Annotated in this window: 19 protein-coding genes; 13 read left to right on the forward strand and 6 right to left on the reverse strand. The window is 71.4% G+C overall.

Annotated elements, in window-relative coordinates; translation table 11 throughout:
• Positions 1 to 48: 48 nt before the first annotated feature.
• Both garD and DK412_RS11785 read left to right on the forward strand, forming a co-directional pair.
• The gene (gene garD / locus DK412_RS11780) at positions 49 to 1629 is read left to right on the forward strand and encodes a galactarate dehydratase (RefSeq protein ID WP_245447596.1); all 1581 of its coding nucleotides are present in this window, start codon (positions 49 to 51) and stop codon (positions 1627 to 1629) included.
• Positions 1630 to 1834: 205 nt separating this feature from the next.
• Positions 1835 to 2836 carry an SMP-30/gluconolactonase/LRE family protein gene (locus DK412_RS11785; protein WP_109972094.1) on the forward strand — a complete coding sequence of 334 codons (1002 nt, stop codon included), beginning with the start codon at positions 1835 to 1837 and terminating at the stop codon, positions 2834 to 2836.
• Positions 2837 to 2953: 117 nt separating this feature from the next.
• Here DK412_RS11785 and DK412_RS11790 read toward each other — a convergent pair whose 3' ends face one another.
• The gene (locus tag DK412_RS11790; RefSeq protein ID WP_245447598.1) at positions 2954 to 4474 is read right to left on the reverse strand and encodes an HlyD family type I secretion periplasmic adaptor subunit; all 1521 of its coding nucleotides are present in this window, start codon (positions 4472 to 4474) and stop codon (positions 2954 to 2956) included.
• Positions 4471 to 6681, reverse strand: a complete 2211-nt coding sequence (locus DK412_RS11795; protein WP_109972095.1) for a type I secretion system permease/ATPase — start codon at positions 6679 to 6681, stop codon at positions 4471 to 4473. Before DK412_RS11795 ends, DK412_RS11790 begins: the two co-directional genes overlap by 4 nt.
• A 542-nt stretch (positions 6682 to 7223) precedes the next feature.
• Here DK412_RS11795 and DK412_RS11800 point away from each other — a divergent pair.
• From DK412_RS11800 to DK412_RS11835, 8 genes are all read left to right on the forward strand, one after another.
• Entirely contained in the window at positions 7224 to 8216 is a 993-nt protein-coding gene (locus DK412_RS11800) for an NAD(P)-dependent oxidoreductase (protein ID WP_109972096.1), read from the forward strand.
• Positions 8213 to 8959 carry an SDR family oxidoreductase gene (locus tag DK412_RS11805; RefSeq protein WP_109972097.1) on the forward strand — a complete coding sequence of 249 codons (747 nt, stop codon included), beginning with the start codon at positions 8213 to 8215 and terminating at the stop codon, positions 8957 to 8959. The genes DK412_RS11800 and DK412_RS11805 overlap by 4 nt, the downstream gene beginning before the upstream one ends.
• Positions 8960 to 8970: 11 nt before the next feature.
• The gene (locus DK412_RS11810; RefSeq protein WP_245447600.1) at positions 8971 to 10371 is read left to right on the forward strand and encodes an NAD(P)/FAD-dependent oxidoreductase; all 1401 of its coding nucleotides are present in this window, start codon (positions 8971 to 8973) and stop codon (positions 10369 to 10371) included.
• A 129-nt stretch (positions 10372 to 10500) separates the two neighbouring features.
• The gene (locus tag DK412_RS11815; RefSeq protein ID WP_245447602.1) at positions 10501 to 12144 is read left to right on the forward strand and encodes an ABC transporter substrate-binding protein; all 1644 of its coding nucleotides are present in this window, start codon (positions 10501 to 10503) and stop codon (positions 12142 to 12144) included.
• A 4-nt stretch (positions 12145 to 12148) separates the two neighbouring features.
• The gene (locus DK412_RS11820; RefSeq protein WP_109972098.1) at positions 12149 to 13180 is read left to right on the forward strand and encodes an ABC transporter permease; all 1032 of its coding nucleotides are present in this window, start codon (positions 12149 to 12151) and stop codon (positions 13178 to 13180) included.
• A 4-nt stretch (positions 13181 to 13184) separates the two neighbouring features.
• Positions 13185 to 14060, forward strand: coding sequence for an ABC transporter permease (locus DK412_RS11825; RefSeq protein WP_109972099.1), 876 nt, complete (start codon positions 13185 to 13187; stop codon positions 14058 to 14060).
• Positions 14060 to 15718, forward strand: a complete 1659-nt coding sequence (locus DK412_RS11830; RefSeq protein ID WP_109972100.1) for an ABC transporter ATP-binding protein — start codon at positions 14060 to 14062, stop codon at positions 15716 to 15718. The genes DK412_RS11825 and DK412_RS11830 overlap by 1 nt, the downstream gene beginning before the upstream one ends.
• Before the next feature lie 224 nt (positions 15719 to 15942).
• A complete protein-coding gene (locus DK412_RS11835; protein WP_109972101.1) occupies positions 15943 to 16869 on the forward strand; it encodes an N-carbamoyl-D-amino-acid hydrolase in 927 nt (308 codons plus the stop codon).
• A 2-nt stretch (positions 16870 to 16871) separates the two neighbouring features.
• Here the strand turns inward: DK412_RS11835 and DK412_RS11840 are convergent, their stop codons facing one another.
• A complete protein-coding gene (locus tag DK412_RS11840; protein WP_109972102.1) occupies positions 16872 to 17525 on the reverse strand; it encodes an aspartate/glutamate racemase family protein in 654 nt (217 codons plus the stop codon).
• Positions 17526 to 17584: 59 nt separating this feature from the next.
• Here DK412_RS11840 and hydA point away from each other — a divergent pair, with 59 nt between their 5' ends.
• Both hydA and DK412_RS11850 read left to right on the forward strand, forming a co-directional pair.
• The gene (gene hydA / locus DK412_RS11845) at positions 17585 to 18973 is read left to right on the forward strand and encodes a dihydropyrimidinase (RefSeq protein WP_109972103.1); all 1389 of its coding nucleotides are present in this window, start codon (positions 17585 to 17587) and stop codon (positions 18971 to 18973) included.
• 73 nt (positions 18974 to 19046) lie between these two features.
• Positions 19047 to 20024: an SDR family oxidoreductase gene (locus tag DK412_RS11850; RefSeq protein WP_109972104.1), complete on the forward strand. Its 978-nt coding sequence runs from the start codon at positions 19047 to 19049 to the stop codon at positions 20022 to 20024.
• Positions 20025 to 20027: 3 nt separating this feature from the next.
• Here DK412_RS11850 and DK412_RS11855 read toward each other — a convergent pair whose 3' ends face one another.
• A complete protein-coding gene (locus DK412_RS11855) occupies positions 20028 to 20426 on the reverse strand; it encodes an MAPEG family protein (protein ID WP_109972105.1) in 399 nt (132 codons plus the stop codon).
• Positions 20427 to 20438: 12 nt separating this feature from the next.
• A complete protein-coding gene (locus tag DK412_RS11860) occupies positions 20439 to 21527 on the reverse strand; it encodes a catalase family protein (protein WP_109972106.1) in 1089 nt (362 codons plus the stop codon).
• Between the two features lie 377 nt (positions 21528 to 21904).
• Between DK412_RS11860 and DK412_RS31375 the strand changes: the two genes are divergently transcribed.
• Complete coding sequence (locus DK412_RS31375; RefSeq protein WP_280953982.1) at positions 21905 to 22039, forward strand: hypothetical protein; 135 nt, start codon at positions 21905 to 21907, stop codon at positions 22037 to 22039.
• Between the two features lie 247 nt (positions 22040 to 22286).
• Here DK412_RS31375 and repC read toward each other — a convergent pair whose 3' ends face one another.
• Positions 22287 to 23573: a plasmid replication protein RepC gene (gene repC / locus DK412_RS11865; RefSeq protein WP_109972107.1), complete on the reverse strand. Its 1287-nt coding sequence runs from the start codon at positions 23571 to 23573 to the stop codon at positions 22287 to 22289.
• Positions 23574 to 23797: the final 224 nt, after the last annotated feature.

Raw genomic sequence — 23797 nt, forward strand, 5'->3', positions numbered from 1 at the left:
ATTCGAGAACCGGCGCGTCACGATGCCGGCAACGCCAGGAGGGAGCCGATGCTGGACGAGCCGCGGACGACCGAGGGACATGACGTCGCGACGGCCCCCGTGCCGCGGGGCGACGCGCCCCGCACCATCCGCCTGCACGAGACCGACAACGTCGCGATCGTGGTCAACGCCTTCGGGCTGCCGGCCGGCACGGCTTTCCCCGATGGCCTCGTGCTCCGGGAATTCGTGCCGCAAGGGCACAAGGTGGCGCTCGCGGACATTCCCGAAGGCGCCGAGATCCGCCGCTACGGCGAGGTGATCGGCACGGCGCTCAGCGACATCCCCCGCGGCGGCTGGGTCGAGGAATCGCGGGTGCGCACCCCGACCGCGCCCGACCTCAACCAGCTTCCCCTCGCCACCCGCGTGCCGGCCCCGCTGCCGCCGCTCGACGGCTACACCTTCGAGGGCTACCGCAATCCGGACGGCTCGGTCGGCACCCGCAACATCCTGGCGATCTCGACCAGCGTGCAATGCGTCGCCGGCACCCTCGAGGTGGCGATCCGCCGGATCAAGGCGGAGCTGCTGCCGCGCTATCCCAACGTCGACGACGTGATCGGGCTGACCCACGCCTATGGCTGCGGCGTCGCCATCAACGCGCCGCAGGCAGTGATCCCGATCCGCACCCTCCAGAGCCTGGCCCGGAACCCGAATTTCGGCGGCGAGGTGATGGTGGTCGGCCTCGGCTGCGAGAAGCTGGTCTCCGAGCGGCTTCTGCCGGACGGACAGGCCGACGGCGTGGTCCGCCTCCAGGACGAGGCTCACCAGGGCTTCGGGATGATGCTCGACAGCATCATGGCGATGGCGGAAGCCCGGCTCGCCGTGCTGAACCGGCGCACCCGCGAGACCTGCCCGGCCGCCGATCTCGTCGTCGGCCTGCAATGCGGCGGAAGCGACGCCTTCTCGGGCGTCACCGCCAACCCGGCGCTCGGCTTCGCCGCCGACCTCCTGGTGCGGGCCGGCGCCACGGTGATGTTCTCGGAGGTGACCGAGGTCCGCGACGCGATCCACCTCCTCACCCCCCGGGCCGAGACCGAGGAGGTGGCCCGCGCGCTGGTGCGTGAGATGGCGTGGTACGACGACTACCTGGCGCAGGGCGGGGCCGACCGCAGCGCCAACCCGTCGCCCGGCAACAAGAAGGGCGGGCTCAACAACATCGTCGAGAAGGCGCTCGGCTCGGTGGCGAAGTCCGGCACCAGCGCGATCCGCGGCGTGCTCGCGCCCGGGGAGCGGGTGAGCCAGAAGGGCCTGATCTTCGCCGCGACGCCTGCGAGCGACTTCGTCTGCGGCACGCTGCAACTCGCCTCCGGCATCACCCTCCAGGTCTTCTCCACCGGCCGCGGCACGCCCTACGGCCTCGCCGAGGCGCCGGTGATCAAGGTCGCGACCCGCACCGAACTCAGCCAGCGCTGGTCCGACCTGATCGACCTCGACGCGGGAAAAATCGCCACCGGCGAGGCGACGATCGAGGAGACCGGCTGGGAGTTGTTTCGCCTGATCCTCGACGTGGCGAGCGGCGTGAAGAAGCCGTGGTCGGACCATTGGGGCCTCTACAACGATTTGACGTTGTTCAACCCGGCGCCGATCACCTGAGGGCGTTCCGCCTCCGCGAGGCCGGCCGGTCTCGTCCTCATCCCACCCACGACCTCAACACGAGGTCGTGGGTGGGATGATATTTCCAGTCCAGGCTTGATGATCATGCAACGACAATCTTGATCCGTGAGCCGCAGAAGTTGCGCGGCTAACGAGGCGCAGTGACGAATGCCGGAGAAACCGGCACCGCGAGAGGGAGGACATCATGAGTTTCGACCGCAGGACATTCCTTGCGGCGGGCGCCGCCACGGTCGCGGCGAGCGCGGCGCGGGCCTTCGAGCCGGCGCAGAGGCTGCCCGACCCCGCCGTGGAGGTCCTCGATCCGAGCTTCGCCAAGTACCGCATCGGCTTGGCTGCCGTAGAGCGCCTCGCCACCGGCTTCCGCTGGGCGGAGGGACCGGTGTGGTTCGGCGACATGCGGATGCTCCTGGTCAGCGACGTCTCGAACGACCGCATCCTGAAATGGGACGAGGAGACCGGCGAGCTCACGACCTTCCGCAAGCCGTCCAACTACGCCAACGGCAATGCCCGCGACCGGCAGGGCCGGCTCCTCACCTGCGAGCACCGCACCCGCCGGGTGACCCGCACCGAGCATGACGGCCGCATCACGGTGCTGGCCGACCGGTTCGAGGGCAAGCCGCTCAACTCGCCGAACGACGTCGTCTGCCGCTCCGACGGCGCGGTCTGGTTCACCGACCCGGCCTTCGGCCCGAACCCGCTCGAGGCGATGGCGTCCCCCGAGCTGCCGGGCACTATCTACCGGGTCGATCCCGCCACCGGCGCGGTCCAGGCGGTCGCCCGCGGGCTCAAGGGCCCGAACGGCCTGTGCTTCTCTCCCGACGAGCGCATTCTCTACGTCATCGAGGCCCGGGCCGAGCCGAACCGCCTGATCCGTGCCTACGACGTGAGCCCGGACGGCACCGGCCTCTCCAGCGAGGGCCGGGTGTTCTTCGATTGCGGCAAGGGCACCGCCGACGGCTTCCGGGCCGACCGCGACGGGAATCTCTGGTGCGGCTGGGGCATGGGCGAGGCCGAGGACGGCGTCGTGGTGCTCTCGCCGGCGGGACAGATGATCGGTCGCATCCGCCTGCCGGAGCGCTGCGCCAACCTCTGCTTCGGCGGCCGCGACCGCAACCGCCTGCTGATGGCCTCCACCCGCTCGCTCTACGCGCTCTACGTCAACACGCAGGGGGCGGATCTGGGCTGAGCGCCCGTTCGACTTTCTACAGGCGAATTCAAACCCTCCATCGTCATTCCGGGGCCGCGCAGCGGAGCCCGGAATGACGCGGAGGACGTGGGTACCGCAAGGGCAATTAGAACCGACTTACCTTTCATGCCCCGCCGTGGACGTCGTCTCGCGCACCGGCGAGAGCAGGTAGTCGATCACCCGCCGCCGGCCGGTGCGGATCTCCACCGTCGCGGTCATGCCCGGCGTCAGCGCCACCTCCTTGCCGTCCGCCATGATCGTGGTCCTGGCGAGCGCCACCGTCACCGGGAAGATCAGGTTCTGGGTCTTGGGCATCCCCGTCACCGGGTTGACGCCCTGGCCGCGCGCCACCGACAGCGCGTCGCTGCCGCCGCCCGCCTCGCGGTCGTCGACCGCGTCGCGCGACACCCGCACCACCTTGCCGTCGATCGAGCCGTAGCGGGTGAACGGGAAGGCGTCGATCTTCACCACCGCCTCCTGGTCGGGCAGGACGAAGCCGATATCCTTGTTCTGGACCTGCGCCTCGACCTCGATCGGTCCGTCCGCCGGCACCACCACCATCAGCGGCTGGCCGGCGGTGACGACCTGGCCGAGTGTCGTCACGGCGAGCTGCTGCACCGTGCCGGAGATCGGCGCCTTCAGCGCCGTGCGCTCGCGCTTGAGCTGCGCCTTCACCACGTCCTGCACCAGGGCGTCGCGCTTCTGCGCCGCCTCCGTCAGCGCCTGGTACTGGCGCGCCACGGTCTCGCTGGTGAGCTGGGTGATGCGCCGCTGCAGCGAGACGGCGCCGGCCTTGGCCTCGGTCAGCTGCCCGCGGTCGTAGGCGAGGTCGGCGGCGACCTGCTCGACCTGCTGCACCGCGTCGATCACCGCCGCACGGGTGCCGGCGGACTTGGCCACCAGGGTCTCGCGCATGTCGGCGCGCTCCTTGAGCACCGCCTGCAGCCGCATCCTTGCGGCGATGCTGGCGGAGAACCGCTCCTGGGTCGCGACCTTCTCGGCGAGCTGGGCCTCGAACGCCTCGCGGGTGGTGACGTACTGGCCGATCTCGGCCAGCATCGCGCCCTCCTCGCGGGCGCGCACCGCCGGCGGCACCGCGGCAGGGAAATCGACCTTGGCGGTCGGCTTGTTCGTCTCCACCGCCGCGATCGTGGCGCGCCGCCGCGCGATCTGGGCCTCCAGGGCCGCGAGGTCGCCCTGGCGCGAGGACAGGTCGGCCTCCGCCTCGGTCGGCTCCAGGGTCAGCAGCACGTCGCCGGCCTGGACGCGGCTGCCGTTCTCGACCGCGATCGTCTGGACCTTGCCGGTGTCGAAGGGCTGCACGACCTTCGAGCGCCCGGAGGGCTGGATGCGCGCGGTCGCCACCGCGTGGATGTCGATCTTCGCGAAGATGCTCCAGACCAGGGCCGCCCCGAACATCAGGCACATCACCCAGGTGAACACCACCGCATAGGGCGAGGGCGGGGTGTCGAGGATTTCCAGGTGGGCCGGCAGGAATTCCTGGTCGGAGCGGTCGTCGGCCATGCGCCGCACCCGCTCGGTCAGGCCGCGCGGGCTGAAGCGGGCCGGCGGCGGGCTCGCGCGCCGCGGCGCCGGCAGGTTGGGGGACGAGGGAGCGGGCTGCGGGTTCGCGCTCACGCGGCCTCTCCCTGGGCTGAGCCGTGGTCGGACTGGAGGCGCCAGAGGCGGCCGTAGAGCGAGGCCGGCCGCTCGACCAATTCGCGGTGGGTGCCGTCCTCGACGATGCGCCCGTCCTGGAGCGCGATGATGCGGTCGCAGATCCGCACCGCCGCGAGCCGATGGGCGATGATGATGACGGTCCGCCCGCGCACGATGTGCTTCATGTTCTCCTGGATGATCCGCTCGCTCTCGTAGTCGAGGGCCGAGGTCGCCTCGTCCAGGATCAGGATGCGCGGGTTGGTGGCGAGCGCCCGCGCGATGGCGAGCCGCTGGCGCTGCCCGCCCGAGAGGTTGGCGCCGCGCTCCTCGATCGGGGTGTCGTAGCCGAGCGGCAGGCGGTTGATGAACTCGTCGGCGCCGGCGAGGCGCGCCACCTGCATCACCTGCGCCCGCGACAGTCCGGGATTGGCGAGCGCGATGTTCTCGAACACCGTCTTGTTGAAGAGCAGGTTCTCCTGCAGCACGACGCCGATCTGGCGCCGCAGCCAGGCCGGATCGACCTGCGCGATGTCGACGCCGTCGACCAGCACCTGGCCCTTCTCGGGGACGTAGAGACGCTGCAGCAGCTTGGTGAAGGTCGACTTGCCCGAGCCCGAGGGGCCGACGATGCCGATGACCTGGCCGGCCGGGATGTCGAGGCTGACGTCCCTCAGCACCTCCGGCGTGCCGGGCTGGTAGCGGAACGACACGCCGCGCACCGTGACCTGGCCCTTGGCCGGCGGCAGGTGGGCCTGGGCCAGCGCCCGGGTCTCGGGCGGGCAGTTCAGCACGTCGCCGAGGCGCTCCAGCGACACCTTGACCTGCTGGAAGTCCTGCCAGAGCTGGCTGAGGCGCAGGATCGGCGCCGTGACCTGGCCCATGATCATGTTGAAGGCGATCAGGCTGCCGACGGTCAGCTCGCCGTTCATCACCGCGTAGGCGCCGAAGAACAGCACCAGCGCGGTCGTGACCTTGGAGATGTACTGGATCGCGTTCTGGCCGATGCTGGCGACGAGGCCGGCGACGAACGAGGTCTTGACGTAGGCGGCGAGCCGCTCCTCCCACTGGCTCTTCAGGGTCGGCTCGACGGCGAGCGCCTTGACGGTGTGGATGCCGACCACCGACTCGATCAGGAACTGGCTCGACAGGGCCGAGCGGTTGAACCGCTCCAGGGTCTTGTCGCGCAGGATCGGCCGCAGCAAAACCGCCACCAGGATGTAGCACGGGATCGACAGGGTGACGATCAGCGCGAGCAGCGGCGAGTAGAAGTACAGGATGGCGAGGAAGAGCAGCGTGAACGGAACGTCGATCGCCGAGGTCAGCGCCTGGCCGGTGAGGAAGTTGCGCACCGTCTCGAGCTCGCGCACCCGCGCGACGGTCTGTCCGGCGGGCCGCGTCTCGAAGTAGCCGAGGGGCAGGCGCATCAGGTGGTCGAACAGGCGCGCACCGAGCTCGACGTCGATGCGGCTCGCCGTATGGGTCAGGATGTAGCCGCGCAGGTATTGCAGCACGACGTGGAACAGGCCGAGCACCACGAGGCCGACCGCGACCAGCGTCAGGGTCGAGTAGCCGCGATGGACCAGCACCTTGTCGATGGTGATCTGGAAGAAGATCGGAGTGATGAGGGCGCAGAGCTGGATGAACAGCGAGGCGACCAGCACCGTGACGAGCGGCTTGCGGTAGCGCCAGACCGACGGCACGAACCAGGTCAGGCCGAAATTGTGGAGCGCGGTCTGGATGTTGGCCCGGCGCGCGACGAGCACGATGGTGCCGGTCCAGCGCGGCAGAAACGCCTCGGCCTCGACATGCTCGGCGGTGCGGGCGACGGGATCGATGATCCGGAGCTTGCCATCCTCGAAGCGGCGGCCGAGGACGACGAAGCGCCCGTCGTCGACCTCCAGGATCGCCGGGAGCGGGATGCCGTCGAGCCGGGCCGGCTTCTGGTTCTGCAGGAGGCGCCCCTTGAGGCCGAGCCGGCGCGCGCCGCGCACGATGTCGACGCCGCCCATCGGCGCCTGGCCGAGGCCGAGGTCGTGGCGAACTTGCGCCGGCTCGCAGGGGATCTGGTGGAACGAGGCGACGAGGGCCAGCGCCCCGAGGCCCGAATCGGGCCGTGCCGCCGGCAGCTCCGCGGCGCCGGGACCGGATCGGCCCGGGCCGGCCTGTGCGGCCGCGTCTTGCACCATGTCCCGCTCCCCTACTCCGCGGCGCAGGCCCGCCGGCGTCCCGCCGCGCTCCGTCCCCGGACCGCAACGTATACGAGAATCACACCCTTCGTGACCAGCTTGGAGCAACCCGAAGGCGGCCGGGGCCCGCGCTCCCGTGGGCCGCGCGTGTTTCGCGCTGGCCCTGTCGGGAAACCTCTTGGTCAGTGGCCATGATGGTTTCATGACAGCCGGGCGGATGGTGACAGCCACGCTGTGCCTGCGGCGGGGCGTGCGTCGCGGCGCCGGCATAGCGGACCCGTTTGCCCGTCCGGCACGGCGGCATTCCACGATCGTGGAGCGGTCCGTCCCCGCATTGCCGAAGGTTGCCGCACCCCGGCCAGCAACACCGTCGGCCGGCAAACGCGAAGGTTGCACGCGGAGGCGCGCTCGCGTTCCATGACGCTCCTGGCCGCCGGCCGGCCCGCTTCGTGCATGAAGCGCGGCACCCGATCACGAGGACAGCGCGTGCCGACACCCTGCCACCGCGACGACCCGGGCGCGCCGAGTCCCGCGACATCGCCATGCGCATCACCATGAGCACCGTCATTCTGGGCGGCGCCGGATTCGTCGGGCTGAACCTCGCCGAGGCCTTGCTCAGGCGCGGGCTCGCCGTGCGCCTCCTCGACCGGGCCCCGCCCCCGCCGTCCCTGCTGCGCAGGCTCGACGCGCAGGCAGGCGCCCTCTCCCTCGACCTCGGCGAGGTCACCGATCCGGCCTGCCTCGCAGCCGCCATCCGGCCCGGCACCGACGCGGTGGTGATCGCCGCCGCGGTGACGGCGGACGCCGCCCGCGAGGCGGCGGATCCCGGCACGATCCTCGCCGTCAATCTCGGCGCGATGGTGCCGATCCTGGAGGCCTGCCGCCGGGCCGGGGTGCGCCGGGTGGTGAACCTGTCCTCGGCGGCGGCCTACGGGGCCGCGCAGGACGACATCCTGTCCGAGGACCTGCCGGCGCGGCCGGAGAGCCTCTACGCCGTCACCAAGTTCGCATCGGAAAAAGTGCTCGCCCGGCTCTGCGGCCATTGGGGCCTCGACGGGGTGAGCGTGCGCCTGAGCGCGGTGTTCGGCCCATTCGAGCGCGACACGGGCTTGCGCGACACGCTGAGCCCGCAGGCGCAGATCTGGGCCGCCGCCGAGGCCGGCCGTCCCGCGCTGCTGCCGCGGCCGGGCCGGCGGGACTGGCTCTACGCCCCCGACGCCGCCGAGGCTGTGGCGCGGCTGATCGCGGCGGAGCGCCTGGGGTTCCCGCTCTACAACGTGTCGAGCCCCGCGATCTGGCCGGTCCTCGCCTGGGGCGAGCGGCTGGCCAAGTCTCCGGCGCGCCCCGGCTTCGTCTGCCGCCTCGCCGCATCGGGGGAGACCCCGACGATCTCGCTGCACGGCGACCGCGACCGGCCGCCGCTCGCCACCGTACGCTTGCGCGACGAGCTCGGCTGGGAGGCGGCGCACGGCCTCGACGCCTCGGCCGACGCGTTCCTGGCCTGGCAGACACGCATGACGGAGGATCGCCCGTGAGGCTCGACGGCAAGGTCGCGGTGGTGACGGGGGGCGGCTCCGGCATCGGCGCCGCGACGGCGCGGCTCTTTTCCGAGGCCGGCGCCCGGGTGGCGGTGATCGACCGGGACGTTCCGGCGGCGGAGGCCGTGGCGGCCGAGATCGGCGGCCTGTTCCGCGCCTCGGATGTCGGCGATCCCGGCGCGGTCGCGGCCGACGCGCGCGCGATCGTCGCGGCCCTCGGCGGCATCGACGTCCTGGTGACGGCGGCGGGTTTCTCCGTCGGCGGCACCGTCGAGACCACCTCGCCGGAGGACTGGGACGCGGTGTTCCGCGCCCATGTCGGCGGGACCTGGCTCTGGGCCGGTCAGGCGGTGCCGTCGATGCGCGCGCGGGGCGGCGGGGCGATCGTCACGGTCGCCTCGCAGCTGGCGCTCGCCGGCGGGCGCGGCAACAGCGCCTACCTCGCCGCCAAGGGCGCGGTGCTCAGCCTCACCCGCACCATGGCGCTCGATTTCGCCGCCGACCGCATCCGCGTCAACGCCGTGGTGCCGGGCGCCATCGAGACGCCCATGCTCGCCCGCAGCTTCCGCCGCGCCGCCGATCCGGCCGCCGCCCGCGCCGCCTCCGAGGCCCGGCACGCCATGAAGCGCCTCGGGCAGCCCGAGGAGGTCGCCCGGGCCGTCCTCTACCTCGCCAGCGACGCCGCCTCCTTCACCACCGGCGCCGCCCTGCCGGTCGAGGGCGGCTGGCTCGCGGCCTGACGGATCTGCCAATGTCCTTCACCATGTCCCTCGACGCCCTCCATGCCCGCGTCCGCGACGAGATCGCCCGCACGGCCCATCCCCGGGCGCCCTGGCTCACCCCCCGCACCGGCCCGGACGGACGGCCCGCCCACGACGTGATCGTGGTCGGGGCCGGGCAGTCCGGCCTCGCCGTCGCCTTCGGGCTGATGCGGGCGCAGGTGACGAATATCCTGGTGCTCGACCGGGCGGCGAAGGGGCTGGAAGGGCCCTGGCTCACCTACGCGCGCATGCGCACCCTGCGCAGCCCGAAGGACTTCACCGGGCCGGATCTCGGCCTGCCGGCGCTGACCTACCAGTCCTGGCACGAGGCCCGCTACGGGCAGGCGAGTTGGGACGCCCTCGACCTGATCCCCCGGGAGGACTGGGCCGCCTACCTCGCCTTCGTGCGCGAGGCGACCGGCGTGCCGGTCGAGAACGGCGTCGCCGTCACCGGCATCGGGCCGGCGGATGGGCTCCTGGCCGTGTCCGATGCCGGCGGCACCGTGCGCTACGCCCGCAAGGTGGTGCTCGCCACCGGCCAGGAAGGCGCCGGGGCCTGGGCCCTGCCGGAGGTGCTGGCCGGCCTGCCGGCCGGGCGCGTCGCCCGCACCGACGACCCGGTCGATTTCGCGAATCTCGAGGGCCGGCGCGTCGCGGTGATCGGCGCCGGCGCCTCGGCCTTCGACAACGCGGCGACGGCGCTCGAAGCCGGTGCCGCCGAGGTCATCCTGCTCTGCCGGCGGGCGGAGGCGCAGGTGGTGCAGCCCTATCGCTGGCTCACCTTCGCGGGCTTCCTGCGCCATCTCGGCGACCTCGACGATGCCTGGCGCTGGCGCTTCATGAGCGCGGTGATGGGCCTGCGCGAGGGCTTTCCGCAGGCGACCTGGGACCGCTGCGCCCGACATGCAAACTTTCGCTTCCTCCCGGGCACCCCCGTCACCGCGGCGCGCATGGAAGGCGGCGCGGTCCGCCTCGATACGCCGAAGGGGGAGGTCGCCGCCGATCTCGTCATCGCCGCCACCGGCATCACGGTCGATTACGCCGCGCGGCCCGAATTGTTAGCGTTTGCCCACAACATCGCCACCTGGGGCGACCGCTACGCGCCCCCGCCCGAGGAGCGCGACGCGCGCCTCGCCGCCTATCCCTACCTCGGCGACGACTACGCCTTCGCCGAGCGCGAGCCCGGCCTGACGCCGTGGATCCGCGACATCCACCTGTTCGGCATCGCCTCGACGGTGAGCCACGGCCCCTCCGGCTCGTCGATCAACGCCATGACGACCGCCGTGCCGCGCCTCGTCTCCGGTGTAACCCGCGGGCTGTTCACCGCCGACCTCGACCGGTTGTGGGCCGACTTCCGGGCCTATGACGTGCCCCAGGCGGTTTTGCGCTGATCCGCGCAGGTTCGCCTTCGCGGTCTTGTTCGCACTTGCCCCCAAGCCCGTCCCTGGTCTCGAATGGCCCCTGCTGGAACGGCCCTTGCAAGAAGGCCGGCCGAATCAGGGATGCAGGAAGGGACGGGCGTGACGAAGACCAGCATGCGGATGGGCGGCCAAACCGGCAGCCTCTTCTTGGGCAGCCTCTCGGGCGCCGTCATCGTCGCCCTCGTGGCCGGGACGGCTCCGGCGAACGCCCAGAGCCGGGCCGAGACCCTGCGCTACGTCACGGGAGCCGCGGTCAACACCCTCGATCCGACCATGCCGGGCACCACCCGCGAGGCCTTCGCGATCAGCCTCTCGACCTACGACCGTCTCGTCACCTTCGGCCGCAAGAAGCTCGGCGACAACTGGGTGTTCGACCTCGATTCGGTGCGCGGCGAGCTCGCCGAGCGCTACGAGGTCAGCCCCGACGGCCTGACCCTCACCTTCACTCTCCGCAAGGACGCCAAGTTCCAGGACGGCACCCCGGTCACGGCGGACGACGTGAAGTGGTCGCTCGACCGCGCCGTCTCGGCGAAGTCGCTCGCCGGGCCGCAGCTCCTGACCGGATCGCTGACGAGCCCCGACCAGTTCACGGTGGTCGATCCCCACACCTTCAAGGTCACGCTGCCGAAGCCCGACCGGCTGGCGCTGCCGAACCTTGCCACCGTCTACGCCATCGTCATCAACTCCAAGGCCGCCAAGGCGCACGCGACGCCGGAAGACCCCTGGGCGCAAGCCTGGCTGAAGGACCACGCCGTCGGCAGCGGCGCCTACAGCGTCGACGTGTTCAAGCCCGGCGAGCAGGTGGTGCTGAAGCGCAACGCCGACTGGACGGGCGCCGCGCCGGACAAGCCCGCCGGCTTCAAGCGCATCATCGCCCAGACCATCCCGGATCCTGCGACCCGCGCCAACCTCGTCGAGAAGGGCGACGCCGACATCGTCATCGACCTCCAGGCCAACGACGCGCTCGCGCTCAAGGAGCGGGGCAAGCTGAAGGTGATCGCGACGCCGCAATTCAACGCGCTGACGCTGATCTCCTTCAACACGAAGATGCCGCCCTTCGACAAGGTCGAGGTGCGCCAGGCGCTGGCCTACGCCCTGCCCTACGACGCGATGTTCAAGGCCGCCCTGTTCGGCCGCGGCAAGCCGCTCTTCGGCGCGACCTGGGGCGAGGGCGATCCGAAAGCCGTCTTCCCCGTGGCCCAGCCGGTGAGCCTCGATCTGCCGAAGGCGAAGGCGCTCCTCGCCAAGGCCGGACTGCCGGACGGGTTCTCGACCACCTTCAGCTTCAACGTCGGCCAGGCCGCCACCGCCGAGCCGATGGCCGCGCTGATCCGCGAATCGCTCGAGAAGATCGGCGTCAAGGTCGAGATCCAGAAGCTGCCCGACGCGCAGATGTCGACGCAGGTCAGCGAGAAGAAGCTGCCGTTCTTCACCGAGGGCATCGTCGCCTGGCTGCCTTCGCCGGACTATTTCTACCGCAACTTCTACACCGGCAACCAGCGCTGGAACTACAGCTCGATCGACGATCCGGAGATCAACGAGCTCGCCGCCAAGGCCCGGTTCGAGCGCGATCCGGCGAAGTACGACGACGAGGCCCGGGCCCTGAACAGGCGCCATCTCGCCCTGATGCCGCAGATCCCGATCTGGCAGCCGAACCAGGACGCCGTGATGGCCCAGTCCGTCGAGGGCTACACCTACCAGTTCCACCGCCAGGTCGATTACCGCGACCTGTCGAGGAAGTAGGCGGATGGCCTCCGCCTCCGGCATCGCCCGGCGCACCGGGCGGCGCTTCCTGTCCTCGCTGCCGGCCTTGCTCGGCGTCCTGGTCTTCACCTTCCTGCTGATGCGGGTGTTGCCCGGCGACCCGGCGGTGTTCTTCGCCTCCGGGCCCAATGCCGGCAAGGCGGAGATCGAGGAGATCCGCCGCCAGATGGGCCTCGACAAGCCGGTGCCCGAGCAGCTGGTGCGCTATCTCGGCGACGTGGCGCGCGGCCAGCTCGGCCGCTCGATGACCACCGGCCAGCCGGTGCTGGCGGATCTCCGCCAGCGCCTGCCGGCCTCGCTCGAATTGACCCTGACGGCGCTCGTCATCGCGCTCGCCCTGGCGATTCCGCTCGGCATCGCGGCGGCGCTGCGACCGGGCTCGGTGGTGGACCACGCCGTGCGCTTCCTCTGCGCGCTCGGGGTCTGCGTGCCGACCTTCGTGTCGGGGCTGCTGCTGATCTACGTGTTCTACTACCTGCTCGGCGTCGCGCCCGATCCGACCGGCCGCATCGACGTCTTCGCCGCGAGCCCGCCCGACATCACCGGCTTCCTGCTGATCGACTTTCTGCTCGTCGGCGACTGGGAGGGCTGGCGCGCCGCGGCAGGCCAGTTGATCCTGCCGGCGCTCACCATGGCGTTGTTCGTGCTGGCGCCGCTCGCCCGCATCACCCGGGCGGCGATGCTGAGCGTGCTCGGCAGCGACTTCATCCGCACCGCCCGGTCGCTCGGCCTGCCGCGCCGGCGGGTGATCGTCACTTACGCGCTGCGCAACGCGATCCTGCCGGTGCTCACCATCGCGGGCATCGTGTTCTCCACCATGCTCGGGGCCAACGTCTTGGTGGAGAAGGTCTTCTCCTGGCCCGGCGTCGCCTCCTACGCCCTCGATGCGCTGCTCTCCTCCGACTACGCGCCGGTCCAGGGCTTCGTGCTGCTGATGGCGAGCCTGTTCGTCATCGTGAACCTCACGGTCGACGTGCTCTACGGCCTCGCCGACCCGCGCGTCTCGATCGAGTGATCCGATGAACGCCGTCTCCCCCACTTTCGCCCCACCGCCCAGTACCTTGCGCCACGCCGCTCACGTGCTGCGCGAGAATCCGCTGACCGCCGTCGCCGCCGCAGGCAGCACGCTGCTCTGCCTCGTCGCCGTCTTCAGCCCCTGGCTCGTGCCCTACGATCCGGTCGCCTCCGACGTCTCGGTGGCGCTCCAGCCGCCGAGCGCGGCGCACTGGGCCGGCACCGACCAGCTCGGCCGCGACGTCCTCAGCCGCATCATCGCGGCGACGCGGCTCGACCTCGCCATCGCGCTCTCGGCGGTGAGCCTGTCCTTTGCCCTCGGCGCGGTCATCGGGGGAGTGAGCGGCTACGCCGGCGGCCGGCTCGACCGGGTGGTCGGGCGCCTCGTCGACGTGCTGATGGCCTTCCCGCTCTTCGTGCTGGCGATGGCGCTGGTCGCGGCGCTGGGCAACCGGGTCGAGAACATCGTCATCGCGACGGCCATCATCAACCTGCCGTTCTACATCCGCTTCGCCCGGGCCGAGGTGAACGTGCGGCGCGATGCCGGCTACGTCGAGGCGGCGCGGGCCGGCGGCGAGGGCCACCTCGCGGTGGTGCTGCGCTTCCTGCTCCCGAACGTCCTGCCCGCCATGGCGGTGCAGATCTCGCTCAACCTCGGCTGGGCGATCCTCAACGCCGCGGGCCTGTCCTTCATCGGCCTCGGGGTGCGCCCGCCGACGCCGGAATGGGGGATCCTGGTCGCGGAGGGCGCGCGCTTCATCACCACCGGCAAGTGGTGGCTCGTCGCCTTCCCGGGCCTCGCCCTGATGCTGGCGGTGCTCTGCTTCAACCTGCTCGGCGACGGCCTGCGGGACATCCTCGATCCCCGGATGCGGACCTGATGCAGCCCTCCCTTCTCTCCATCGAGGACCTGAAGGTCACCTTCGCGACCCGGAGCGGCCCGGTCGAGGCCCTGCGCGGCGTCTCCCTCGCGGTCGCACCCGGCGAGAGCCTCGGCCTCGTCGGCGAATCCGGCTCCGGCAAGTCCGTCACCGCCTTCGCGGCGGCGCGGCTCCTCGACCGGGCCGGACGGATCACCGGCGGGCGGATCCGCTTCCGCGGCCAGGACGTCACCCGGCTCTCGGCCGCCGATCTGCGCGCCGCGCACGGCTCGGCCATCGGCATGATCTTCCAGAACCCGCGGGCGGCGCTGAACCCGATCCGCACCGTCGGCCGTCAGCTCGCCGACGTGCTGGTGGCGGGCGGCGCGTCGAAGGCCCAGGCGCGGGAGCGGGCACTGGAGAGCCTGGAGGCGGTGCGCATCCGCGACGCAGGCAGGCGCCTCGACGCCTATCCGCACGAACTCTCCGGCGGCATGTGCCAGCGGGTGATGATCGCGCTGGCGCTCGCCTGCCGCCCGGCCCTGCTCATCGCCGACGAGCCGACCACCGGCCTCGACGTGACCACCCAGAAGACCGTGATGGACCTCGTCGCCCGGCTCACCGCCGAGCGCGGCATGGCGATGATCCTGATCACCCACGATCTCGGCCTCGCCGCCCAGTATTGCGGCCGCATCGCCGTGATGGAGCAGGGCCGCCTCGTCGAGGAGGGCGAGCCCGGGGCCTTGTTCTCCGCGCCGCGCCACCCCTACACCCGGCGCCTCGTCGCCGCCTCGCCGACCCCGACCTCGACGCTGGCCGACCTCGTGCCGGAGGGCGTCCGCCCGCCGGCCTCCCCGCGCCCGGCACCCGCCCCCGGCACCCCGCCGCTCCTCGAGGTGCAGGGCCTGGGCAAGATCTTCGGCGGCGCCATGGCGGTGGAGGACGTGTCGTTCGCGTTGCGCGAGGGCGAGAGCCTCGGCCTCGTCGGCGAATCGGGATCGGGCAAGAGCACCACGTCGCGGATGATCTGCCGCCTCCTCGATGCGAGCGCGGGACAGATCCTGTTCGACGGCGAATCGATCGGCACGATTCCGGCCCGCGACTTCCACCGCTCGGCCCACCGGCGCGCGATCCAGATCGTGTTCCAGGACCCGACGGACAGCCTCAACCCGCGCTTCTCGGCCTTCGACTGCATCGCCCATCCGGTGAAGCGCCTGACGCCGCTCCGCGGTGAGGCGTTGCGGCTGCGGGTGATCGAGAGCGCCGAGCGGGCCGGCCTGCCGGCCGCCCTCCTCGACCGGTTCCCGCACCAGCTCTCCGGCGGCCAGAAGGCCCGCATCGGCATCGCCCGGGCGATCGCCGTCAAGCCGCGGCTCTTGGTGCTCGACGAGCCGACGGCGGCCCTCGACGTCTCGGTCCAGGCCGGGGTGCTCCGCCTCCTCGACGACCTGCGGCGCGAGGACGGCCTCGCCTTCCTGTTCGTGAGCCACGACCTCAACGTGGTGCGGATGATGTGCGAGCGCACCCTCGTGCTCCAGGGCGGCCGGGTGGTCGAGGAGGGCGTCAGCCGCGACCTCTTCCGGACGCCGCGCACCGCCTACACGCGGGAATTGCTGGCGGCGATCCCGCATTTCCGGCCGGGCGCGCCGCGCGGGTTCGCGGCGGAGCCGGCGGCGTGAGGCCGGCACCGGCGTGGCACATCGACGTCTGTCCCACCCACACCCTCATCCCGAGGTGCCGCGCAGCGGCCTCGAAGGAGGCTTCCAGACGCCTCTGCCCTCACTGGAGCCCTCCTTCGAGGCTCCGCGATCTGCGATCGCCCCACACCTCAGGATGAGGTGGTGGGTGGGGGAGATCTCGTAGTCGAATCTGTTTTTTCACAAAAAGTTACAGGATTTTCTTCATGCGCGTGATCCGCACCGCCGCCGCCCAGCTCGGGCCGATCCAGAAGGCCGAGGACCGCGACAGCGTCGTCGCCCGGATGATCGCCCTGATGGACGAGGCGAAACGCCAGGACGCAGACCTGATCGTCTATCCGGAGCTGGCGCTCACCACCTTCTTCCCGCGCTGGTACCACGAGGACCGGGCCGAGGCCGATCACTGGTTCGAGCGCGAGATGCCCGGCCCGGCCACCGCCCCGCTCTTCGCGAAGGCGCGCGAGCACGGCATGGCGATGTCCTTCGGCTATGCCGAGCTGACGCCGGAGGGCCGGCACTTCAACACCTCGATCCTGGTCGATCGCGACGGCACCCTCGTCGGCAAGTACCGCAAGGTGCACCTGCCCGGCCACGACGAGTTCGACCATGAGCGCTCGCACCAGCACCTGGAGAAGCGCTACTTCGAGCCCGGCGATCTCGGCTTCCCGGTCTGGCGGATGCTGGGCGGCATCCTCGGCATGTGCATCTGCAACGACCGGCGCTGGCCCGAGACCTACCGGGTGATGGGCTTGCAGGGCGTCGAGATGGTGATGCTCGGCTTCAACACCCCCTCGGTCAACGCGCAGCGCGGCGCGGAAGGAATCGAGGAGCGGCTCTTCCACCACCGCCTCTCGGTCCAGGCCGGCGCCTACCAGAACGCCACCTGGGTCGTGGCGGTGGCGAAGGCCGGATCGGAAGACGGGCACCACCTCACCGGCGGCACCCTGATCGTCGATCCGAACGGGAAGATCGTGGCGGAACTCCCCGGCGAGGCCGACGGGGTGATCGTCCACCCCTGCGACCTCGACGAGACCCGGTTCGGCAAGGAGACGATCTTCGACTTCGCCCGCCACCGCCGCATCGAGCATTACGGCCGCATCACCGCGCAGACCGGCGTGGTGCTGCCAGAGTGACGTTAGGCGACAGCCACGATCCCGATCGCCATCGCCACCGCGGCCTGGGTCGGGTCGATGACCGGGATGCCGAGCTCCTGCTCGAGGCCGCGCCGGTGGACCGCCATGCCGGCGCAGCCCATCACGATGACCCCTGCCCCGTCCCGGTCGCGCAGGTCGCGGCCGACGGCGATCATCCGGGACAGCGTGTCCGGGCCGCTCGCCGTCTCGGCAACGGTCATCTCGAGCGCCCGCTCGCCCGCCAGCCGCTCGATCACGCCCATCTGGCGCAACGCCCGCAGGTGGCGCGGGATCGAGCGGCTCGCCACCGCGATGACGCCGAACCGGTCGGCCCGGGCGAGCGCGGTGAGGATCCCGCACTCGGCGATGCCGAGCACCGGCCGGTCGGTCGCCTCGCGGCAGACGTGGAGGCCGGGATCGGAGTAGCAGGCGATGACGTAGGCGTCCGCCGCCTCGCGCCGCACGAGGTCGCGCAACGGCAGGGCCACCTGCTCGACATCGGCCTGCGACTGGATGCCGAACGGGCCCTCGGCGAGGGTACGGCAGTCGATGGCGATGCCGGGCCGCCCGATGGGCGCCAGTGCCCCGTCGAGGCCGCGGGTCACGGCCTCGTTCGAGTTGGGGTTGATGACGAGGATGCGCCGGCTGGCCGTCATGGTGGTCTCCTGATGTGTCGGACCTTCAGGCTAGCAAGTTTCGGACGAGGAGCGTCAGTATGAGTGAACCCACCTTCGACACCGTGATCCGCGGCGGCACCGTCGCGACCGCGAGCGACGTCTTCTCCGCCGATCTCGGCCTGCGCGACGGAAAGATCGCGGCGATCGGCCTCGACCTCGCCCCCGGCCGGCACGAGATCGACGCCACGGGCAAACTGGTGCTGCCGGGCGGGGTCGACAGCCACGCCCATATCGAGCAGCTCTCGGCCTCCGGCCTGATGAACGCCGATACCTGGGAGAGCGCCACCCGCTCGGCGGCGCTCGGCGGCACGACCAGCGTCATCGCCTTCGCGGCCCAGCATGTCGGCATGGATCTGGCGAAGGTGGTCGAGGACTACACGGCACTGGCGCGGGCCGGGGCAGTGATCGACTACGCCTTCCACCTCATCATCGCGGACGCGACCGAGAAGGCCTTGAGCCAGGACATCCCGGCGCTGGCCCGCGCCGGGCATACCTCGCTCAAGGCGTTCATGACCTATGACCGCCTGCGGCTCGCCGACGAGGCGTTGCTCGACCTGATGGCGGCGGCGAAGGAGGTCGGCGCGCTGGTCTGCGTCCACGCCGAGAATCACGGGCTGATCGCCTTCGCCAGCCGGCAGCTCCTCAAGGAGGGCAAGACGGCGCCGAAATACCACGCCGCGAGCCATCCGCGCCTCTCGGAATCGGAGGCGTTCGAGCGGGTGGTGCGGTTCTCGCAGTATCTCGACCAGCCGGTGATGATCTTCCACGTCTCGACCGAGGAGGGCGCCGCGATCCTGCGCCGGGCCCGCGGCGAGGGCGCCAAGGTCTATGCCGAGACCTGCCCGCAATACCTCTTCCTCACCGAATCCGACCTCGACCGGCCGGGCCTGGAGGGGGCCAAGTGGATGTGCTCCCCGCCGCTGCGCGAGACCCGCGACCAGGAGGCCCTGTGGCGCGCCCTCGATCTCGGCGACCTCCAGACCGTCTCCTCGGACCACGCGCCCTACCGCTACGACGAGACCGGCAAGCTCAAGGCCGGCGCGAACGCGACCTTCAAGGAGATCGCCAACGGCATGCCGGGCCTGCAGATGCGCCTGCCGCTCCTCTTCGACGCGATGGTGTCGGGCGGGCGCCTGGGCCTCAAGAAGTTCGTCGAGATCACCGCGACGGCGCCGGCGCGGATCTACGGCCTCGCGAACAAGGGCTCGGTGGCGGTGGGGATGGACGCCGACCTCTGCCTCTGGGACCCGTCCAGGCGCGTGACGCTCTCGGACGCGATGGTCGAGGACCGCACCGGCTTCACGCCCTATGCCGGCCGTGAGGTGACCGGCTGGCCCGAGACGGTCCTGTGCCGCGGCCGGGTGATCGTCGACGGTGGGGCGGTCACGGCCGAGACCGGCAGCGGGGCGCCGATCCGGCGAGCCTGACGCCGGCGGAACATCCGGCGGGTCGCCCGGTTGCGCCAGGGGATCGATACTCACCCCCAGCACGGAGGCCCGCATGACCGACCTGTCCAACGCCGTCGTGGTGCTCACCGGCGCCTCGAGCGGCATCGGCCGTGCCGCCGCCCTGGCCTTCGCCCGGCGCGGCGCCCGGCTGGTGCTGGCGGCGCGCCGCCACGATGCCCTGGACGAGGTGGCGGAGGCCTGCCGGCGCCTCGGCGCAGAAGCGATCGCCGTGCCGACGGACGTGACCGACCCGGAGGCCGTGCAGGCGCTGGCCGACGAGGCCGAGCAGGCCTTCGGCGGCATCGACGTCTGGATCAACAATGCCGGCACCGGCGTGTTCGGCCCCTACCAGGACGCCCCCCTCGACCTCCACCGCCTGACCATCGCGGTGAACCTGCTCGGGGGCATGCACGGCGCCTACGCGGCCCTGCCGGTGTTTCTGCGCCAGGGACACGGCACGCTGATCACCAACATCTCGCTCGGCGGCTGGGCGCCGGCGCCGTTCGCGGCGGCCTACACGGCGAGCAAGTTCGGCCTGCGCGGCTTCACCGCGGCCCTGCGCCAGGAGCTGCGCCGGCACCGGCACATCCATGTCTGCTCGGTCTTCCCGGCGATGGTCGACACGCCCGGGCTCGACCACGGCGCCAACGTGTCGGGCAAGCGCATCGATACCGGCCCCCTCGTCTACGCGCCGGAGGACGTCGCCGGGACCTTCGTGCAGCTCGCGCGCCACCCCCACGACGAGGTCGCGGTCGGCTGGCCGGCCCGGGCGGCGCAAGCGGCCTACGCCCTCGCACCGGGCCCGACCGAGCACCTGATGGGCCTCGCGATCCATCGCGCCCTCGACCGGGCGCGGCCGGCGCCGGTGACCCACGGCGCGCTGCGGGCGCCCCTCGACGACCGCCGGTCCACGAGCGGCGGCTGGCGCGCGCGGCACGGCGTGCCCTCCGCCCGGCGCCTCAGCCTGGGCCTCGCCCTCGGGGCGGGCGCGCTGCTCCTCGCCGCGACCGCGGCGGCCCGGGCGCGGTGACGCTCAGGCGAGCCGCAGCAGCAGCGCCAGGGCTGAGACGATCAGGACCGCGAAGGTCGCCAGGATGCCGCCGCCGCGGCAGGCATATTGCCGGGGGGAGTTCGCCGGCGCCGTCATGCCGAACGGGTGCAGCACCCGGCCGACCAGCAGCACCAGGAGCAGGCCGTGCACCAGGATCCGGCTCGCCCCTTGCGCCTCGAGCAGGCCGATGAGGAGCAGGATGAGCGGCACGTATTCGGCGAAGTTCGCTTGGGACCGGGCGCGGTGCAACAGCACGGCGTCGCCGCCGTCGCCGTGCAAGACGTTGGCGGAGAGGCGGCGGGCCATCACCCAGCCGGAGAGGCCGGCGAAGAGGAGCGCCAGCACGGCCCCGTAGGCGGCGGTCAGGGACGGAAACACCATCACGACAATCCTTCAGGCGCGGGTGGGCTCGTGGCGAGTCGGCTCTTGGATCGGGCAGCCGTTGTGCCGGGCCCGGAAGCCGGCCGAGCTCCGGTACACGGCGCGGCGCACCCGCATCACCGAGCCGAGGGGCTGGTGCGCGGCGATCCCATGCCACGGGCTGAAGGCGAGGCCGTCGTCGAGGCGATGCACTGTCTCGTCGCTCCAGCTCTCCTGCGGCGCGACCGTGATCCGGGCGACCGGAACGTAGGGGCTCCTCTCCTCCGGCCAGGGGATCGAGGCGTCCTCGACCGGCATCGCCGCGCGGTCGGTGAGAAGCTGGGCGCGCAGCTCCCACACGCCCTCGTGGGCGGCGAAGAAGTCCGAGACCGCCTCGCGCAGACCGTTCGGCTTGCCGTTCACGTTCAGCGCCGCGCCCGTCAGCGCGGTCAGGGCCGGCGAGACCGGCGCCACCGCGACCTTGGCAACGTAGTCGCCCCAACGGAGGGCCGCCTGGCTGTAGAAGGTCTCGCCGAGGATATGCGTCTCCGGATGGCCGCCGAGGCTGACGATCGTCGCGCTCTTGCTCCCCACCGCCTCGAGCGCGCTCTCGACGCCCCGGAGCGCGGCCGACAAGACCTTCTTGAACACCTGCGGCGTGTCGGTGGTGGCGGCGAGCAGCTTGAGGCTCTTGAGGAAGGTCTTGGCGTCCGGAGCCGTGAAGGCCGGGGCGTTCGCCATCACGAAATCCTGGGTGTCGCCCTCGGCGCCCGGCAGCCGCTCGCCGGGCACGCCGATCACCTTCACCGCCAGCCCGCGCGGGGTCGAGACGCTGTCGTCCAGGATGTCGCCCGGATTGGTCGAGAGCCGCAGCACCGCGTCGTAGGTGCCCGGCGCCGCGAACAGGCCCTGCGCCAGCGGCGCGGGCAGATCCGGCAGCACCGTCAGCCGGCCGGTGAGGAGACCGTGGCTCTTGGCGTGGACGCCGCGCACCGCGTGGCCGTAATCCTTCAGCGTCGTCGCCTGGATCCTGTCGAAGACGCGGATCATCTCCGCCTGCACCTCCTCTTCGTCGGGCGGCACGCTCTCCAGAGAGGGATCGAAGCGGATCGGCGCCTGCATCACGGATGGACCTTGCTCGTCTCGGGGACGCTGACCGGCGTCGTTGCGTCAGCGGCAACGGTGCCGCTCCGCCGGTGTTCCGTCGCGCTCAGACGGGCGGCGGATCCGGGACGAGATGAAGGAGACTGGCGGAGCGGTGCGCCGAAGAACCGAATCATCGGTCGGGGTCGAGGCACCGTGGGCAATAAGAAAAATATCCTCCCAAACCGCGATCGGGAAGCAAAAATCTTCCCTCGACGCGGGGCACTTTGGGAGGCGCGTTCATTGACCCGTCGGCGGGCTGCCGGTTGAATGTGTCTCTCAGGTCGACGCGCCACGCGTCCCTTCCGAGCCACCACGCGGGCGCCGCTCGCCCCTCCCATCGAGGAGCCTTGTCCATGCCCGCCGCCGTCAAGACCCGCACCCTGATCGACCGCAGCCGCTACCTGGCCTGGAACGCGCTCACGGTCCTCGTCTTCGTGATCCTGACGGTGTACGTCGCGCGGGCCGACACGCTGGTCCTTGCCGGATAAGTGGTCCCGACCGCGCCCGCGGGTGCCGCGTCGTCCAGGGATGCGTGTCTCGCGCCGGCCATCCTCATCCGTCCATCGGCATCCATGACCCAGCAGCCGGCCGAGTCCTTCGGAAGTCCGGCTCGATGCTGGTCGATCACGACGTCTCCCCTCCTCAACGGATGGGATGGTGTCGCTGCGAGCCTAGACCACCCACGGCCTGCTCGTCGGAGCGACCCGCTTCCGGGCCCATTCATGTCCAGCACCGTCATGGAAGATCGACCGCGGACCTGAAGCGCGACGTCAGCACGCGACCGGAGAGCTGCGCCAGGACGGGCGACGGGTTGGCTTCCTGTCCGCTCGTCCCCTCCCGCACCCGCCACAACGCCATCACCATCGGCCAGACCGAGAACCGCCCGGTCCGCGCCTTCCCGGCGAGGTCGCGCAGATAGGCGCCCGGCGCGGCGATGGCCGTCCCGCGCTGCAGGATGCCCGCGACCACCACCGCAGCCTGCTCCTCGCCCATCGCCTCGACCGCCGCGTTCCAGGCCGGCAGCCCGATTCCCAGGCTCGCCCGTGCCACCACGACCGCTCCGAGGAAGTCGCGCCAGTTGGCGATCCCGCGGCGGGCGTAAGGGGCGATGTCGGGGCAGGCCTCGAGCACCAGCCGCAGCGGCACGGCCCAGGCGGCCGGCACCACGCTCCCCGCTCCGCCCTCGACGACCGCGATCCCGTCTCCCCGCAGACCTGGTTCAAGATTCTGAAGAGACTCAGGTTTTGAACTCTGATGGTGGCAGCCGGCCTGGGACTCACTGGCGCCCGTTTTCGGGAATTCGAGCGATTCCGCCAGGCACTTATCCACGGCGGCCCGCAAGACCCGCAGCCCCGCGGCGATCTCGCCGAGTACGGCGTTCCCGGCCGAGCGCGGCGGCATCGCGCCGGCGCCCTGCAGCTGGTCCTCGATCTCGTCCCACGCGCCGCCCAGGCCGGTCTCGCGGGCGAAGGCGACGATCTTGCCGATGTCGCGGCGCAGGAGAGAGATCTCCTCGCGCAGGAGCGCCCGCGCCTTCGCGGCGTCCCGCACCTCGGCGGCCAGCGCCTCGAACTCGCCCGCCCGCGCCACCAGGGGCGAGAGGTCGAAGCCGAAGGCCTGCTCGATCCGGCCGCCCTCGCCGCGCCGGGCGTAGCGCTTGCCGTTCGGGCTGTCGCGCCGGATCACCAGGCCGGCCTCGACGAGCTGGCCGAGCGCCCGCCGCAACGTCGTCGGCGACGGCCCGTGGGCGCGCACCGACAATTCGCGGTTCGACGGGAAGACCACGAGGTCGGGACCCGGCGTGAGCGCCGTCTCGGGATGAAAGCTGAGCAGTGCCGAGAGCACGGCGAGCGCCCGGTCCCCGAGACCGAGGCGCTGCTTGGCCTCGGTCAGGTGACGGAAGGTGCGCCATTTGTGGCTCGCGGCCTCCTCCGGGCAGGCCTTCGCCGCCGCCTGCGCCGCCATCATGGCGAGCGACAGCGGCCGCCGCCCGAAGGGCGTCGTCGGTCTGATCTGGGACATGGCTGTGCCTGTCGTCAGGCAACAGAAAAGGGTTCGCCGAATCGGCGCCGCGCTTGACAGAATGTGCCGGATTTGATTCTCTCAGGCTGCCAGGCACTAAGAGAAGGGCTTCCGGGGCGTCGCTTCGGGGGCCTTTTTCTTTTGCCGGATCGATCCTTTCATTGTTTCGCGTGAGGGGAACCGCCGTGGGGCGGGGTTAATCGGCGCCGCGGAACGCAGCGCTC

Source organism: Methylobacterium sp. 17Sr1-1 (assembly GCF_003173775.1).
Taxonomy (GTDB): domain Bacteria; phylum Pseudomonadota; class Alphaproteobacteria; order Rhizobiales; family Beijerinckiaceae; genus Methylobacterium.

Bases quoted from the DNA above. Each gene is read 5' to 3' on its own strand.
- garD (WP_245447596.1), top strand. From the start codon at position 49: ATGCTGGACGAGCCGCGGACGACCGAGGGACATGACGTCGCGACGGCC.
- DK412_RS11785 (WP_109972094.1), top strand. From the start codon at position 1,835: ATGAGTTTCGACCGCAGGACATTCCTTGCGGCGGGCGCCGCCACGGTC.
- DK412_RS11795 (WP_109972095.1), bottom strand. From the start codon at position 6,681: ATGGTGCAAGACGCGGCCGCACAGGCCGGCCCGGGCCGATCCGGTCCC.
- DK412_RS11800 (WP_109972096.1), top strand. From the start codon at position 7,224: ATGCGCATCACCATGAGCACCGTCATTCTGGGCGGCGCCGGATTCGTC.
- DK412_RS11810 (WP_245447600.1), top strand. From the start codon at position 8,971: ATGTCCTTCACCATGTCCCTCGACGCCCTCCATGCCCGCGTCCGCGAC.
- DK412_RS11820 (WP_109972098.1), top strand. From the start codon at position 12,149: ATGGCCTCCGCCTCCGGCATCGCCCGGCGCACCGGGCGGCGCTTCCTG.
- DK412_RS11825 (WP_109972099.1), top strand. From the start codon at position 13,185: ATGAACGCCGTCTCCCCCACTTTCGCCCCACCGCCCAGTACCTTGCGC.
- DK412_RS11830 (WP_109972100.1), top strand. From the start codon at position 14,060: ATGCAGCCCTCCCTTCTCTCCATCGAGGACCTGAAGGTCACCTTCGCG.
- DK412_RS11835 (WP_109972101.1), top strand. From the start codon at position 15,943: ATGCGCGTGATCCGCACCGCCGCCGCCCAGCTCGGGCCGATCCAGAAG.
- DK412_RS11840 (WP_109972102.1), bottom strand. From the start codon at position 17,525: ATGACGGCCAGCCGGCGCATCCTCGTCATCAACCCCAACTCGAACGAG.
- hydA (WP_109972103.1), top strand. From the start codon at position 17,585: ATGAGTGAACCCACCTTCGACACCGTGATCCGCGGCGGCACCGTCGCG.
- DK412_RS11850 (WP_109972104.1), top strand. From the start codon at position 19,047: ATGACCGACCTGTCCAACGCCGTCGTGGTGCTCACCGGCGCCTCGAGC.
- DK412_RS11855 (WP_109972105.1), bottom strand. From the start codon at position 20,426: ATGGTGTTTCCGTCCCTGACCGCCGCCTACGGGGCCGTGCTGGCGCTC.
- DK412_RS11860 (WP_109972106.1), bottom strand. From the start codon at position 21,527: ATGCAGGCGCCGATCCGCTTCGATCCCTCTCTGGAGAGCGTGCCGCCC.
- DK412_RS31375 (WP_280953982.1), top strand. From the start codon at position 21,905: ATGCCCGCCGCCGTCAAGACCCGCACCCTGATCGACCGCAGCCGCTAC.
- repC (WP_109972107.1), bottom strand. From the start codon at position 23,573: ATGTCCCAGATCAGACCGACGACGCCCTTCGGGCGGCGGCCGCTGTCG.